The sequence below is a fragment of the Kluyvera sp. 1366 genome, from assembly GCF_054823405.1.
On the sequence record NZ_JBTRDW010000006.1, the window covers coordinates 115,964 to 130,689 of the forward strand.

Annotated in this window: 13 protein-coding genes; all 13 read right to left on the minus strand. The window is 56.2% G+C overall.

What is annotated here, in order from left to right:
• Window positions 1-55: 55 nt before the first annotated feature.
• The 13 genes from cheZ to flhD all read right to left on the minus strand — a co-directional run bounded on the left by cheZ (window position 56) and on the right by flhD (window position 14,370).
• Window positions 56-697, minus strand: a complete 642-nt coding sequence (cheZ, locus tag ACVLVH_RS14700; protein ID WP_101764603.1) for a protein phosphatase CheZ — start codon at window positions 695-697, stop codon at window positions 56-58.
• Window positions 698-706: 9 nt separating this feature from the next.
• Window positions 707-1,096, minus strand: a complete 390-nt coding sequence (gene cheY / locus ACVLVH_RS14705) for a chemotaxis response regulator CheY (RefSeq protein WP_008102871.1) — start codon at window positions 1,094-1,096, stop codon at window positions 707-709.
• A 39-nt stretch (window positions 1,097-1,135) separates the two neighbouring features.
• Window positions 1,136-2,185 (minus strand): protein-glutamate methylesterase/protein-glutamine glutaminase, encoded by a 1,050-nt coding sequence (locus ACVLVH_RS14710; protein WP_008102868.1) that lies wholly within the window; start codon window positions 2,183-2,185, stop codon window positions 1,136-1,138.
• Window positions 2,182-3,057 (minus strand): protein-glutamate O-methyltransferase CheR, encoded by an 876-nt coding sequence (gene cheR, locus ACVLVH_RS14715; protein ID WP_101764604.1) that lies wholly within the window; start codon window positions 3,055-3,057, stop codon window positions 2,182-2,184. The genes ACVLVH_RS14710 and cheR overlap by 4 nt, the downstream gene beginning before the upstream one ends.
• Before the next feature lie 103 nt (window positions 3,058-3,160).
• The gene (locus ACVLVH_RS14720) at window positions 3,161-4,837 is read right to left on the minus strand and encodes a methyl-accepting chemotaxis protein (protein WP_137385648.1); all 1,677 of its coding nucleotides are present in this window, start codon (window positions 4,835-4,837) and stop codon (window positions 3,161-3,163) included.
• Between the two features lie 226 nt (window positions 4,838-5,063).
• The gene (locus tag ACVLVH_RS14725) at window positions 5,064-6,725 is read right to left on the minus strand and encodes a methyl-accepting chemotaxis protein (protein WP_217546852.1); all 1,662 of its coding nucleotides are present in this window, start codon (window positions 6,723-6,725) and stop codon (window positions 5,064-5,066) included.
• A gap of 317 nt (window positions 6,726-7,042) precedes the next feature.
• Window positions 7,043-8,722, minus strand: a complete 1,680-nt coding sequence (locus ACVLVH_RS14730; RefSeq protein ID WP_498949617.1) for a methyl-accepting chemotaxis protein — start codon at window positions 8,720-8,722, stop codon at window positions 7,043-7,045.
• A 170-nt stretch (window positions 8,723-8,892) separates the two neighbouring features.
• Window positions 8,893-9,390 carry a chemotaxis protein CheW gene (gene cheW / locus ACVLVH_RS14735; protein ID WP_008102858.1) on the minus strand — a complete coding sequence of 166 codons (498 nt, stop codon included), beginning with the start codon at window positions 9,388-9,390 and terminating at the stop codon, window positions 8,893-8,895.
• Window positions 9,391-9,412: 22 nt separating this feature from the next.
• Window positions 9,413-11,383, minus strand: a complete 1,971-nt coding sequence (cheA, locus tag ACVLVH_RS14740; RefSeq protein ID WP_192233597.1) for a chemotaxis protein CheA — start codon at window positions 11,381-11,383, stop codon at window positions 9,413-9,415.
• A gap of 10 nt (window positions 11,384-11,393) precedes the next feature.
• Window positions 11,394-12,425 (minus strand): flagellar motor protein MotB, encoded by a 1,032-nt coding sequence (motB, locus tag ACVLVH_RS14745; protein ID WP_192413558.1) that lies wholly within the window; start codon window positions 12,423-12,425, stop codon window positions 11,394-11,396.
• Window positions 12,422-13,309 carry a flagellar motor stator protein MotA gene (gene motA / locus ACVLVH_RS14750; protein WP_007891047.1) on the minus strand — a complete coding sequence of 296 codons (888 nt, stop codon included), beginning with the start codon at window positions 13,307-13,309 and terminating at the stop codon, window positions 12,422-12,424. Before motA ends, motB begins: the two co-directional genes overlap by 4 nt.
• A 132-nt stretch (window positions 13,310-13,441) precedes the next feature.
• Entirely contained in the window at window positions 13,442-14,020 is a 579-nt protein-coding gene (gene flhC, locus ACVLVH_RS14755) for a flagellar transcriptional regulator FlhC (protein ID WP_101760736.1), read from the minus strand.
• Window positions 14,020-14,370: a flagellar transcriptional regulator FlhD gene (flhD, locus tag ACVLVH_RS14760; RefSeq protein ID WP_008102850.1), complete on the minus strand. Its 351-nt coding sequence runs from the start codon at window positions 14,368-14,370 to the stop codon at window positions 14,020-14,022. Before flhD ends, flhC begins: the two co-directional genes overlap by 1 nt.
• Window positions 14,371-14,726 lie beyond the last annotated feature (356 nt).

Genomic DNA, 14,726 nt, shown 5'->3' on the forward strand with positions numbered 1-14,726 from the left:
CCGAACGGTTCCCTCTCCCACCTGTGGGAGAGGGTTAGGGTGAGGACAAACGTGTTTAAAACCCTAAGCTATCCAGCAGGTCATCAACCTGATCCTGGTTCGCCACCACGCCGGGTGCATTGGCGTGGATCTGCGGACCGTTCAGCAGGCTGTTGCCCTCTTTACGCGCCGCGGCGTTGGCTTCTGGCATATTCTCCAGTAGCACCATCAACAGCTGACGCTCGATCTCCTGGATCACATCCATCATGCGCTTGATCACCTGACCGGTCAGGTCCTGGAAATCCTGTGCCATCATGATTTCGAGCAACTGCTTATTGGTGTACGACGTGTGTCCCGGAACGTCAGTCAGGAACTGGCGCGTATCCGAAACCAACTCGCGCGCATCTGTCAGTTCAATCGGATTTTCAAACCACGCATCCCAACGGCCTTTCAGCTGGTTGGCGCCGGCTTCCATTTGGTCCTGGTGTGGCTGCGCTGCTTCAACGCAGTTCAACGCACGTTCTGCCGCTTGCGCCGTCATTTGCACAACATAATCCAGACGATCGCGCGCATCAGGAATCGCTTCCGCCGCTTCAGCAATTGCCTGGTCTAACCCCAGCTCACGCAAACTGTCACGCAACATGCGCGTCAGTGAGCCGATGCGGGTAATAATGTCGTGTGCCGAGGCTTCTTCAGTTGATTTCGGAAGGTCGCTCATCACATCTCCTTACATACCCAGTTTTTCGAATATTTTGCCTAACTTCTCTTCCAGCGTGGCCGCCGTGAACGGCTTCACCACGTAGCCGCTGGCGCCCGCCTGCGCGGCCGCGATGATATTCTCTTTCTTCGCTTCCGCGGTCACCATCAGCACCGGCAGTTTGTTCAGCGTGGCGTCAGCACGGATGGTTTGCAGCAGCTCCAGACCGTCCATGTTCGGCATGTTCCAGTCGGAAACTACGAAATCAAAGCCACCGGCACGCAGTTTGGTCAGCGCATCGACGCCATCTTCTGCTTCTTCAACGTTATTGAATCCAAGCTCTTTCAGCAGGTTACGGACAATACGACGCATCGTATTGAAGTCATCCACCACCAAAAAGCGCATATTTTTATCAGCCATATCTACTCCCGTGTTGTCTCGTCCAGCAGGACGGGCTCGTTAAATTCGCAATGCCTGTCCGGCGCTAATTTTCGCCAGCATGTGCTGACTGATGTGGCCTAAATCGACCACTTCACTGGTGCCGCCCATCGCAATCGCTTCGCGCGGCATACCAAATACCACGCAGCTGGCTTCATCCTGCGCGATGGTCCAGGCGCCCGCGCGATGCATTTCCAGCATCCCGGCCGCGCCGTCGTTACCCATCCCGGTCAGAATCACACCCACCGCATTTCGTCCTGCGTGCACCGCCACCGAACGGAACAGCACATCCACCGATGGCTTGTGTCGGTTCACTGGCGGACCGTCATTCAGTTTCACCACATAGTTGGCCCCGCTGCGGCCCAGCTCCATGTGCATGGCGCCCGGCGCGATATAGGCGTGGCCGGGCAGAATACGCTCGCCGTCTTCCGCTTCTTTCACGGTGATTTGGCACAATTTATTCAGACGCTCGGCAAACGAGCGCGTAAAGCCTGGCGGCATATGCTGGGTAATCAGCAGCGCCGGGCTGGTCGCCGGCAGCGGCTGCAGCACATGGCGAATCGCCTCGGTGCCGCCGGTGGAAGAGCCGATGGCGATCAGCTTTTCACTGCTCAGCAACGGGCCGGCTTTCAACGTGACCGGCATCGGCGTGGAGGCACGCACATGCAGCTTGGCGCGCGCGGCGGCGCGGATCTTGTCAGCAATCATCTGGCTATACGCCAGCATGCCTTCGCGGATGCCCAGCTGTGGCTTGGTGACAAAATCCACCGCACCCAACTCCAGCGCGCGCAGCGTCACTTCTGAACCTTTACCGGTCAGCGAGGAGACCATCACCACCGGCATCGGACGCAGGCGCATCAGCTTCTCGAGGAAATCGAGGCCATCCATGCGCGGCATCTCCACATCCAGCGTCAATACCTGCGGGTTGTACTGTTTGATTAAATCCCGCGCCACCAGCGGATCGGGCGCACTCGCGACCATCTCCATATCGGGATGGCTGTTGATGATTTCGGTCATCAACTGTCGCATCAGCGCAGAGTCATCCACGCACATCACGGTGATTTTGCTCATCGTCTTTCCTTGCTCAGTCCATAGACTGTCTGTCCACGCAGCCAGAACTCTTTGCTGATCTGACTAAAGTTCTCTGAATGCCCGGCAAACAGCAGACCGCCGGGTTTCAGCAGAGGCACGAAACGGCGCAGAATCTGTTCCTGCGTCTCTTTATCGAAATAGATCATCACGTTGCGACAGAAAATAGCGTCGAACGGACCCGGCAACGCCCAGTCGTGTGCCAGTAAATTCAGTTGCGTATAGTTCACCATGTTGGCGAGGTCGGAACGCACACGCACCATGCCTTCATGTGGACCGGTGCCGCGCAGGAAAAAGCGCTGCAGCTGCGACTGCGATAGCGTACGTAGCTCTTCCTGGCGATACACGCCGGCCACGGCTTTCTCTAGCACCTGGGTATCGATATCGCTGGCGTGGACCTGGAATTTACCCGGGCCGGTGCCCAGCGTTTCCGCCAGCGTCATGGCGATGGAGTACGGCTCTTCGCCGGTGGAGGCGGCGGTGCTCCACACGCTGTAGTTACCCGTGCGCTTACGCGCATGATCCGCGAGGATCGGAAAGTGATGCGCCTCGCGGAAGAAAGAGGTCAGATTGGTGGTCAGCGCGTTAATAAACGCCTGCCACTCCGCACTGTTTTGGTCTTGCTCCAGCAGCGCCAGATAGCGGCCAAAGTCATCAATATTCAGCATGCGCAGACGACGCACTAAACGGTTGTAAACCATCTCGCGTTTGTGGTCGGCCAGCACAATGCCCGCGCGCTGATAGATCAGCTGGCTAATGCGACGAAAATGCGTATCTGAGAGCGGTAACCGCTGCACCATTTGCGAGAGCAGCGTGGTCGCTTCACTTTGATCCAATAACGTCGATTTCTTCATTTCAGGTCACCCGGCAACAAACTGTTTAAATTGTGATACTGCGGTTGCTACTGTGCTGCCAGTCGCGCCATTCTCATGGGCCGCCTTGCGGCGGCCACAAGGATTAAAAGGTTTCCCAGTTATCGTCAGTGCTACGTGCGCCTGCCGGTGCCAGTGCTTTTGGCGTGCCGGAACGCAAATTTTTTGCCGCTGTAGATACGTTAACGGCCTGAACGACAAATTCTTTACCGATATTGAACACCGCAACCGACTGTTTCAGTCGGCTGGCCTGATCTTCCAGCGCGGCCGCCGCCGTTGCCGACTCTTCGACCAGCGCGGCGTTCTGCTGCGTCACGCGATCCATCTCGTTCACCGCCAGACCGACCTGATCGATACCACGGCTCTGCTCGTCCGACGCCGACGCAATTTCGCCCATGATGTCGGTGACGCGCGTGACCGCATTCACGATGTTGGTCATGGTTTCCCCGGCGCTCTCCACCAGCACGGAACCGGTGTTGACGCGGCTGACCGAATCCTCTATCAATCCTTTAATCTCTTTCGCCGCCTGCGCGCTGCGCTGTGCCAGACTGCGCACCTCGCCCGCTACCACGGCAAATCCACGTCCCTGCTCACCGGCGCGCGCTGCTTCTACCGCAGCGTTCAGTGCGAGGATATTGGTCTGGAAGGCAATGCCATCGATCACGCTAATGATGTCAGCGATTTTCTTCGAACTGCCGGTGATCTCTTTCATGGTAGTCACCACGCCATCCACCACTTTGCCGCCCTGCTGCGCGGTCTCCGAGGCGGTGAGCGCCAGCTGTGACGCCTGACGGGCATTTTCGGCGTTCTGCTTCACGGTGGCGGTTAACTGCTCCATGCTGGCAGCGGTCTCTTCCAGCGAAGCCGCTTGCTGCTCGGTACGCGAGGAGAGATCGTTGTTGCCCATGGCGATTTCACTCGCACCGGTGTAGATCGCATCGGAACCGTCACGCACGGTACGCACCGTCCGCGCCAGCTCTTGCTGCATCTCTTGCACCGAGGTGAGCAGCTCGCCCATCTCGTTGCGCACCGTGATCTCCACCTGCTGCGTCAAATCGCCACGCGCGATGTGACGAATGTGCTCGATGCTGTGCTTTAGCGGACGGATCAGCACCGTACGCATGCCGCTCCACACCAGCGCAATCACCAGCAAGGTCACCAGCAGCGTGCCGACCACCAGCATGATGGATTGGTTGTACGCCGCCTCATTGGCTGCAATGCCCTGATTGGCGAGCACAATGTTGTAGCTCAACCATTCGTTGTAATCCTTAGCAAACTTGTCCTGGAATCCCTGCGTCGGCTGATCGACAAATCCTTTGAAATTTCCACTACTGAGGAAATCGATCAACTCACCCAATGCTCCGCGATAGGCGTTGTAGTTGGCCTGTAACGTCAGCACGTTCTCGGCCTTTTTGCCCTTTTCAGACAGGTTGGCGTTAAATTCGGCAAAACCCTCATCAGCGTGCTTCAACTCCTCACTCGCCAGCGCCACCAGATCTTTCACGGTTGCGCCTGAGCCAGCCTGCTGACTGTCCAGCAGGTAACGGATCCCCGCACGGTTCAGCGTGTTACGCGCCTGAACCAGCGATACCCATGAGGTGCCCATTGCCCGCTGCAGCGTGCTAAGACGCTGGTTATAGGCAAAATTTTCTTTATCGGCTTTGACCGTGGAGTAGAACACTCCACCGGAGAACAGCTGCAGTAAGGCAAACAGCGCCAGCACGCACAGCAGACCGGATACAACACGAATACGACTAAACATAAACACCTCATTGGTTGGCGGATCGCCTCTGTTATCGGCTTTTCTGAGGGGATCTTTATGTGTGTTCGCAGGGGTTGGACCAGCGGGGGGTTGATGGGTGCTCGCTGTCCCTCACCCCGGCCCTCTCCCGCAGGCGGGAGAGGGAGACGCTGCCACATGCAGGCTCGATCGGTTCCCTCTCCCACTTGTGGGAGAGGGTTAGGGTGAGGGGCAAACAACTCAAAACTTAAAACGTCTCCCAGTTACCCTCACTCACCGGCGCGGCAGCCGCTTTGCGCGGTGCGCTGGCGATCTGGCGCACCGTGCTCGCCTTTGGTTGCGCCTGTGCGGCGCGCGGAATGCGGAACACCGATACCGACTGGCTCAGGCGGCTCGCCTGCTCTTCCAGTGATGCGGCGGCGGCGGCGGACTCTTCCACCAGCGAGGCGTTCTGCTGGGTGACGCGGTCCATCTCGGTAACCGCTTGTCCCACCTGATCGATACCACGGCTCTGCTCATCCGATGCCGAGGCGATTTCGCCCATAATATCGGTGACGCGCGTGACGGCGCCGACGATATCGTTCATGGTTTCTCCGGCGGTGCCGACCAGTTGCGAGCCGTTGTTGACGCGGTTCACCGAATCTTCGATCAAGCCTTTGATCTCTTTCGCCGCCTGCGCACTGCGCTGCGCCAGGTTGCGCACTTCACCAGCCACTACAGCAAAACCACGGCCCTGTTCACCGGCGCGTGCTGCTTCTACCGCCGCGTTCAGCGCCAGGATATTGGTCTGGAAGGCGATGCCATCGATCACGCTGATAATGTCGGCGATCTTCTTCGAGCTGCCGGCGATATCCTGCATGGTACGCACCACGCCATCGACCACCTCGCCACCTTTGCGTGCGGTATCGGACGCGCTGAGTGCCAGCTGCGACGCCTGACGCGCATTCTCGGCGTTCTGTTTCACCGTCGCGGTGAGCTGCTCCATGCTGGCCGCTGTCTGCTCCAGCGAGGCGGCCTGCTCTTCGGTACGCGCCGACAGATCGTTATTCCCGGCGGCGATTTCGCTGGCGCCGGTGAAAATCGCATCGGAACCGTCACGTACATTGCCCACGGTGCTGACCAGCGACTGCTGCATTTCATGCAGGCTTCCCGCCAGCTGGCTCATTTCGTTGCGCCCTTCTACCACGATATTTTGCGTGAGATCGCCCGCAGCAATATGGCGAATATGCGCCAGCAGCTGGTGCAGCGGCTGAATCAGCACGCTACGCAGGCCGAACCAGCAGCCAACGATCACCGCAATCACCACCAGCGCCACCGACGCCAGCAGCCACATCATGGTGTGGAAGGCGCGCTGATTCTGCGCCACGCCTTCTGCCGCCAATATGCTTTGCTCCGTCCGCCACTCTTCGTAAGTGGCTTTCATCGCTACCTGTTTAGCTTCGATGTTCTGCGCAAACATGCCTTGCAGATCGTTGGCTTTCAGGCGATCCAGCATCGCTTTCAACCCGTCGTTGAAAGCGGCGTAGTTCGCTTCCAGCTTATCGCGCAACGCGTCTGGCAAGCCTGGCGTGGCCGGCAAGTCGTAGTAGCGTTGATAGTGGCCGGCAGCCACATTGAGCTGTTTTTCCGTCTGGGCGATTAAGGCACTCAGCTGACCGCCATTCGACTGCGCGGCCATGGTGCCCTGCATACGCAACATGGCGCGGTTGAGTACGGTGCGGGTTTGGTTCAGTTCAATCCAGGCGTCTGACATCGCGCCAACGTTGTTGGAGGAGATCTGCGCTACCGCAAACGCCTCTTTATCTTTTTGTAAGGCGGACCAGAACAGGCCACCCGACAGTAATTGTAAAGCGCCAAACACCAGTAATACGGCGATTAAACTGGTCACTACATTGATTCGTTTTAACATGGGATCTCCAGGGATGCGTTTCGGCTCCCCCAGTTATCGACCGGCAATCTGAATTTTTCAGGGTGCTTAAGCTACTTTACGAATTAAAACTCTGCGTTTGCGCATGATTGCAGTGTTTTATAACTAAAGAAATTAACAGTAAAAAAAATGCGCCTTTATCGGCTGAGCGATGAAGGCGCATTGGGTGGTGCGGGTTGTCCCTCACCCTAACCCTCTCCCACAAGTGGGAGAGGGAACCGATCGAGCCTGCACGGGGCAGCGTCTCCCTCTCCCGCGTGCGGGAGAGGGCCGGGGTGAGGGACCGACCACTCCGAAACTTAAAACGTTTCCCAGTTGCTGTCCCCAGCCGCGGCGGTCAGCGCTTTACGCGGTGCGCCGATCGTGGGTGGTGCGATCTGCGGATGACGCACGCCGCTTCTGGCCTGCGGCTGCGTTTGCGCCGCGCGCGGTACGCGGAACACCGCCACCGACTGGCTCAGGCGACTCGCCTGCTCTTCCAGCGAGGCCGCCGCCGCCGCAGACTCTTCCACCAGCGAGGCGTTCTGCTGCGTCACGCGATCCATCTCCGTCACCGCCTGGCCGACCTGATCGATACCACGGCTCTGCTCATCCGATGCCGAGGCAATTTCGCCCATGATGTCGGTGACGCGCGTTACCGCATTAACGATATCGCTCATGGTCTCACCGGCGGTGCCCACCAGTTCAGATCCGCTGTTCACGCGGCTGACGGAGTCTTCAATCAACCCTTTAATCTCTTTCGCCGCCTGCGCGCTGCGCTGGGCCAGATTACGGACTTCACCCGCGACCACCGCAAAGCCACGGCCTTGCTCACCGGCGCGCGCCGCTTCTACCGCCGCGTTCAACGCCAGAATATTGGTCTGGAAGGCAATGCCATCGATAACGCTGGTGATGTCGGCGATCTTCTTCGAACTGCCGGCGATGTCGCTCATGGTGCGCACCACGCCTTGCACCACATCACCGCCCTTCTGCGCGGTTTCGGAAGCACTCAACGCCAGCTGCGACGCCTGACGCGCGTTTTCGGCGTTCTGCTTCACGGTGGCGGTCAGCTGTTCCATGCTGGCGGCGGTCTGCTCCAGTGAAGCCGCCTGCTCTTCGGTACGTGCCGAGAGATCGTTGTTGCCCGCAGAGATTTCGCTCGCTCCGGTAAAGATGGCATCCGAACCGTCACGCACATCACTCACCGTGCGCACCAGCGACTGCTGCATCTCATGCAGGCTTTCCGCCAGCTGGCTCATTTCGTTGCGTCCTTCGACCGCGATGCGCTGCGTCAAATCGCCCTGCGCAATGTGCTGAATATGCTGGATATTCTCATTAAGCGGCTTGATGAGGATTTTGCGCATGCCAAACCAGCACAGCACAATCACCGCCACCACAATCGCCAGCACCGCGCCTAACAGCCAGATCATGTGATCGTAGGCTGAGCTGTTGGCTTCGACGCCCGCCGCAGTCAGGCGATCCTGATCGGCACGCCACTGGCGGTACTCTTTCAGGAAGGCGTTTTGGCTTGGCGCAACCGGCGCTTTGGCTGCCTGATCGAGATCTTTTGCGACCAACGCGTCCTGCAACTGGCCTAGCGCGCTGGCATAGGCGGTATAGGTTTGATCGAGACGTTTGTTGAGCGCGGCATCCTGTCCCGGCGTGTCCGGCGTTGCTTTAAACAGCTGGTAGTTATCGGCGGCCTCTTTCTGGAAGGCTTTGCTGTCGCCGTACAAACCGGCGATGTCCGCTTCGGTACCGTTCAGTTTGCTGGTTGCCATGCGCAGCTGAATGCGGGTTAACACTACACGGCTCTGATGGAGGCTCATGTAGGCGTCGTTGATGGCGGCGGTGTTTTTGCTCGCCAGTTGTGAAACGTTAAAACTGTTTTTGTCATCGCTTAGCGCTTTAAAAAACAGTGAGCCGGATGCCAGCTGTAAAAAGCCAAACACTAACAACACCAGCAATAAGCTGGTGACAACGCGAATTCTCGTAAACATAGTTTGCCCTGGAAAATGAAGGAAAAATTCGTACCGATCGGTTATCGACCAGGGGCGGAGAAGATTGAGGGATATTACAGCGATTTTTTGCGGATTTATTGTTGATTTGTAAGGAATTAATTAATGTGTGTAATGATAACGGGCCGCAGCAGCGCGGCCCGTTGCGGGGATTAGGCAGTACGCAGGTTATCCACCAGCGCCATCTCTTCGCTGCTCAGCAGCTTTTCGATGTCGACCAGAATCAGCATACGTTCACCCAGCGCACCCAGACCAGTCAGGTACTCGGTGGACATGGTGACCGCGAACTCCGGTGAAGGACGAATCTGCTCTTGCGTCAGCGACAGCACATCAGAAACGCCATCCACCACAATGCCCACCACGCGATGCTCAAGATTCAGCACGATCACCACGGTGTTCTCGTTGTACACCACATCCGGCTGCGAGAACTTCACGCGCAGGTCGATGATCGGCACGATCACGCCGCGCAGGTTGGTGACGCCTTTGATGAATTCCGGCGTGTTGGCGATGCGGGTTACCTGATCGTAACCGCGAATCTCCTGCACTTTCAGAATGTCGATGCCGTACTCTTCGTCACCCAGTGTGAAAACTAAGAATTCCTGGCCCACGGTTTCGCCAGCGATTTTGGTCACGGTTGCCATGTCAGTCATTTTTTTACCCTTTCGTTATCTATTACGCTGCGGCACCGGCCACACGCTTTTCACGGTTCAACGATTGCAGTGCTGAGACATCCACAATCAGCGCCACGCTACCATCGCCTAAGATGGTGGCGGCAGAGATGCCCGGCACTTTGCGATAGTTGCTTTCAAGGTTTTTCACTACCACCTGATGCTGACCAATCAGCTGATCGACCAGCAGCGCATAGCGACGGCCTGCGCTTTGCAGAATCACCACAATGCCTTGCGTGGCGTCGGTTTTGGCGTTCTGCACCTCAAACACATTCCACAGTTCTACCAGCGGCAGATATTCGCCACGCACTTCCAGCACGCGCTCGCCACCGGCCAGCGGTTTCAGCTCTTCTGCGGTTGGCTGCAGCGATTCCATTACCGCGTTGAGCGGCAGAATGAACACTTCGTTAGCGACGCGTACTGACATGCCGTCGAGGATCGCCAGCGTCAGCGGCAGCAGGATGCGAATGGTGGTGCCTTTGCCCTGCTTCGAGGAGATTTCGACGTGACCGCCCATCTCCTGAATATTCCGTTTCACCACGTCCATGCCCACGCCACGGCCCGACACGTCGGTGACCTGCTCAGCGGTGGAGAAGCCCGGCGCGAAGATCAGCATGCCGACTTCTTCATCGCTCATACTGTCGCTGACCGGCAGGCCAGACGACAGCGCTTTAGCCAGAATACGTTCGCGGTTCAGACCGGCACCGTCATCGATCACTTCGATGCAGATGTTGCCGCCCTGATGTTCCGCCGACAGCGTCAGGTTGCCAACGGCGGTTTTATTCGCAGCCAGACGTTTTTCCGGAGTTTCGATACCGTGATCGAGGCTGTTACGCACCAGGTGCGTTAACGGATCGATGATGCGTTCAATCAGGCTCTTATCCAGCTCGGTTGAGCTGCCGAGCAGCGTCAGCTCCACTTCTTTGCCCAGCTTGCTGGCCAAATCGCGGACCAGACGCGGGAAGCGGCTGAAGACGTACTCCATCGGCATCATACGAATCGACATCACCGATTCCTGCAAATCGCGGGCGTTACGCTCCAGCTGACCCATGCTGTTCAGCAAGTCGCCGTGCGCCACCGGATCCAGCGCACCGGAGCGCTGTGCCAGCATCGATTGGGTGATCACCAGTTCGCCAACCAGGTTAATCAGCTGGTCCACTTTCTCAACGGCAACACGGATGCTGCTGGATTCGCTGCCTTTAGCCGGTGCGGCGGCACGTTTAGGTTCGCGCTTCACCGCTGGCGTGATATCGGTGACGGTGGCGGTTTGCACCGGTTCAGCAGCCACTTCAGCAACCGGGGCGTCGGCAACGGCCGCCGCGCCTGTCGGGAAGTGAATCTGTGCTTCATCCAGCACAAAACAGAGCACCGCGACGATGTCATCTTTGCCGACGCCATCAATGGTAACGTCTAGCGAATTGGCGCCTTTCACCACGTTGCTGACGGTACCGAGATTGCCGAGCTCTTCCAGCATCAGCTCCGGCTCTTTCTCTTTCAGGTCAACCAGTTGCAGGCGCAGACCTGCGGCCGCAACTGGTGCTGCGATCTCAACCACTTCGGCGACTTTGGGCGCTTCAGGCGCAATGCCTTTCGCTTCCAGTGCCAGCTGACGCAGCGCTTCGCAGATATATTTAAAGCTTTCTGCATTCGGCTCCTGCGCCGTTTTATAGGCATCGAGCTGTTCTTGCATAATATCTTTGGTTTCCAAAAACAGGTTGATGATATCGGTGCTGAGCTGCATCTCGCCGCGGCGCGCACCATCCAGAATGTTTTCCAGGATGTGGGTGGTTTCCTGTAAAACCGTAAAGCCAAACGTACCGGCTCCGCCCTTGATGGAGTGGGCGGCGCGGAAGATGGCATTCAACTGCTCGGAATCGGGCTCCTGGGGATCAAGTCCCAGCAGGTGTTGCTCCATATCCGCTAACAGCTCATCGGCTTCATCGAAAAACGTCTGGTAAAAATCGCTGATGTCCATGCTCACGGGATCACCTCGGCTGTGAGGGTTGGTCTGGTGTCACCGCGCTCGCCGTGGGCGTCGCCGCTGCCGCAGGGGCCGTTGCAGCAGCCGGCGCAGCCGGTGTTGCAGTGGAACCTGTTGGAGCAGTCGACGCAGCCGGTACAGCGGGTGCGGTAATGTTGGGAATCATTTGCGCCGGGTCGCTCACCTGAACGGCATCGCTCTCGGCATTCTCTTTTTCAATCGCCGCTTCGGTGTCGTGATTCAACACCAGCAGGCTAATGCGGCGGTTGACTGCATCATTAGCACCACGGTTTTTCAGCTTCATGGTGTCGGCCATACCGACCACACGCAGCATTTTGGCGCCGTCGAGGCCACCAATCACCAGCTCGCGCCGTGAGGCATTGGCACGATCCGCCGACAGTTCCCAGTTGCTGTAGCCACGATCGCCGTTGGCATACTGGAAATCATCGGTGTGACCCGCGAGGCTGATTTTGTTCGGAATATCATTCAGCACCGGCGCGATAGTGCGCAGGATGTCGCGCATGTAAGGCTCCACGTCCGCGCTGCCGGTTTTAAACATCGGGCGGTTCTGGCTATCGATAATCTGAATGCGCAGTCCCTCTTCGACCATGTTGATGATCAAGTGCGGACGCAGCGCTTTCAGACGCGGATCGGCTTCAATCAGCTGGTCGAGCTTTTCACGCAGGCGATTCAGGCGGATCTCCTCCAGCTTCTTCTTCTGCGCATCCATATCGACAATCTTCTTCACTTCACCCTTCTGCTGCGTCGGATCATCGCCGCCGCCGGGGATCGGACTTTCGCTGTCGCTGCTGCGCTGACCGCCGGTCAACGCCACTTTCAGCGGCGTTTTAAAGTATTCCGCAATCTGGACCAACTCTTTGGGGCTGGAGATGGAGAGCAACCACATCACCATAAAGAACGCCATCATCGCCGTCATAAAGTCGGCATAGGCAATCTTCCACGAACCGTGGCTCCCATGGTGACCTTTATGTTTGCGCTTTTTAACCAGCACAATGGGGCGATTGCCTGCTTTCATGAATTCTCATCCGAAGTTTGTTTCGCCGGGTTCTTGGCGTTACGCACGTGCTCTTCCAGCTCCGAGAACGACGGACGTTCGGCGGAGTAAAGCGTTTTACGACCAAATTCCACTGCGATTTGCGGTGCGTAACCGTTGAGGCTGGAGAGCAACGTCACCTTCACGCACTGCATCATCTTGGTGGTTTCGGCACATTTCTGACGCAGCACCGACGCCAGCGGAGAGATAAAACCGTAGGCCAGCAAAATCCCGAGGAAAGTACCGACCATCGCGTGCGCCACTAACGCACCCAGTTCGGCCGCCGGACGATCGGCTGACGCCAGTGCGTGCACCACGCCCATTACCGCCGCGACAATACCGAAAGCCGGTAAGCCATCACCCACCGCCGAGATACTTTGCGCGGGGACTTCACACTCGTGCTCGTAGGTCTCAATCTCTTCATCCATCAACGCTTCAATTTCGAAGGCGTTCATATTTCCGCTGACCATCAAACGCAAATAATCGGTAATAAAATCGACTAACTGTTTATCGGACAAAATACGCGGATAGTTAGCGAAAATTTCACTCTGGCTGGGATCTTCAATGTCACGTTCTAATGACAACATGCCTTGCTGACGGGATTTCGCCATCAGGCGATAAAGCAGCGCCATTAAATCCATGTATACGGCTTTGTTATATTTCGAGCCGCGCATTAACAATGGCAGCGCTTTTAATGTTTTCTTAATCGATTTGCCATTATTGCCGACTAAAAAGGCACCAATACCGGCACCGCCGATAATGATCAGCTCCGCCGGTTGATAAAGCGCGCCTAAATGTCCGCCGACCATCGCGTAGCCGCCCAACACGGAGCCGACGACCACGATATAACCCAGAATTATCAGCACAAAAAATCCTTACGTCCGTAACGTGTTGATGGAAGTTAAGCCAGAGAGCCGCAGGTGTTATTCGTTGATCGCAGGCAAAAAAAAAGCAGCGGTATTAACCGCTGCTGGATGTTTTCCACGATGCGAACAAACTTAAACGGCGCGTTTAACCTGTTCATCCAGCAGTTGTGGAAAGGTATCGGCAGAATCTGCAGAAAGTTTACGTCTTTTTACGGCACGTGATGGCGGCTGGCACAGGCTGCAGACAAAGCTGCCGATGGGCTGATGAGCGTGGTTAATAAAGCTGCCACCACAGCACTTACAGTCAGACAGTTCCAGCATGCCACTTTCAACGAATCGCACCAGGGTCCATGCACGCGTTAGCGCCAACAGCGGGCCCTCGTCCGATTGCGGACACTGCTCAAGATACAAGCGATAAGCTTTGATTACCGCTTCAACGCCACTGTTCAAGCCGGTTTTCAGCAAGAACTGCCAGGCGTTACAGAACATAGAAGAGTGGATATTTTGTTCCCAGGTCATGAACCAATCGGTAGAGAATGGCAGCATACCTTTCGGTGGTGGCGCACCACGCAACTCTTTATAGAGTTTAATCAGGCGACCACGGCTCAGCTGAGTTTCACTCTCCAGCATTTGCAGTCGTGCGCCCAATGTAATCAGCTCCATGGCCAGCTGAATATCACGCGCTTCCTGAACAATACTTTTTTCGCTCATTAAACGGCCCTCTTCTTCGCAGAGACGTCATCTTTAGACGCATTTCGCAGGAGACGGCTGGATAATAAAATACCGGTGTGGATTTGCTGTAAGTCATCCACACGTGACTCTTGAGTCAGGCGATTAATATGGTTGTGATCGGTAAATCGGAACTGGCAAACCAGTTGGTTGGTTTCCGCTAATTTTACCATCTCAGGTAAAGTTAATTGCGACAATGCATCAGCCATCGATTCATCGATGCCTAAACGAAACATTGCTGAAGCTTTTTCCTGGTTAATTAAACGCTGAGCAAGAAGCAAATATGACAGATTGATGTCATATATATGTTTTAGTAATTCTGATGTACCCATTTTTTTCCATCCTGATAGACGCGACACATATACGGCCACAGAATTAAATTGTTCTATGGTTCGGGCTGCTGGTTGGTAAATCTAAAGATGGCAAAAAATAATCAGGCTTGAGCCAACGTGCTCCTGACTGTTGCACTTTTCGTCAGGACACTGATCTGTAGTAATCAAAACTCCAGGCCATTCTTTGCTTGAGTTGTAACCATCTTCCGTGACGTCTGCTTACAGTTTTTTAAGACTAATCTGAAAACAAGGCAAATCTATATTGTCTGATTTCGACATACAACGTGAGTGGCGCGAAATTTTAGATAAAGTGTGATCCACGTCACACTTTTAAGGCAAATTTTTTCTCTAAACCT

What these genes read in the sequence shown, in the direction of transcription:
- cheY (WP_008102871.1), bottom strand. Translation starts at nt 1,096, where the DNA reads ATGGCTGATAAAAATATGCGCTTTTTGGTGGTGGATGACTTCAATACG.
- cheW (WP_008102858.1), bottom strand. Translation starts at nt 9,390, where the DNA reads ATGACTGACATGGCAACCGTGACCAAAATCGCTGGCGAAACCGTGGGC.
- flhC (WP_101760736.1), bottom strand. Translation starts at nt 14,020, where the DNA reads ATGAGCGAAAAAAGTATTGTTCAGGAAGCGCGTGATATTCAGCTGGCC.
- motB (WP_192413558.1), bottom strand. Translation starts at nt 12,425, where the DNA reads ATGAAAGCAGGCAATCGCCCCATTGTGCTGGTTAAAAAGCGCAAACAT.
- ACVLVH_RS14730 (WP_498949617.1), bottom strand. Translation starts at nt 8,722, where the DNA reads ATGTTTACGAGAATTCGCGTTGTCACCAGCTTATTGCTGGTGTTGTTA.
- cheZ (WP_101764603.1), bottom strand. Translation starts at nt 697, where the DNA reads ATGAGCGACCTTCCGAAATCAACTGAAGAAGCCTCGGCACACGACATT.
- ACVLVH_RS14720 (WP_137385648.1), bottom strand. Translation starts at nt 4,837, where the DNA reads ATGTTTAGTCGTATTCGTGTTGTATCCGGTCTGCTGTGCGTGCTGGCG.
- ACVLVH_RS14725 (WP_217546852.1), bottom strand. Translation starts at nt 6,725, where the DNA reads ATGTTAAAACGAATCAATGTAGTGACCAGTTTAATCGCCGTATTACTG.
- cheR (WP_101764604.1), bottom strand. Translation starts at nt 3,057, where the DNA reads ATGAAGAAATCGACGTTATTGGATCAAAGTGAAGCGACCACGCTGCTC.
- cheA (WP_192233597.1), bottom strand. Translation starts at nt 11,383, where the DNA reads ATGGACATCAGCGATTTTTACCAGACGTTTTTCGATGAAGCCGATGAG.
- flhD (WP_008102850.1), bottom strand. Translation starts at nt 14,370, where the DNA reads ATGGGTACATCAGAATTACTAAAACATATATATGACATCAATCTGTCA.
- ACVLVH_RS14710 (WP_008102868.1), bottom strand. Translation starts at nt 2,185, where the DNA reads ATGAGCAAAATCACCGTGATGTGCGTGGATGACTCTGCGCTGATGCGA.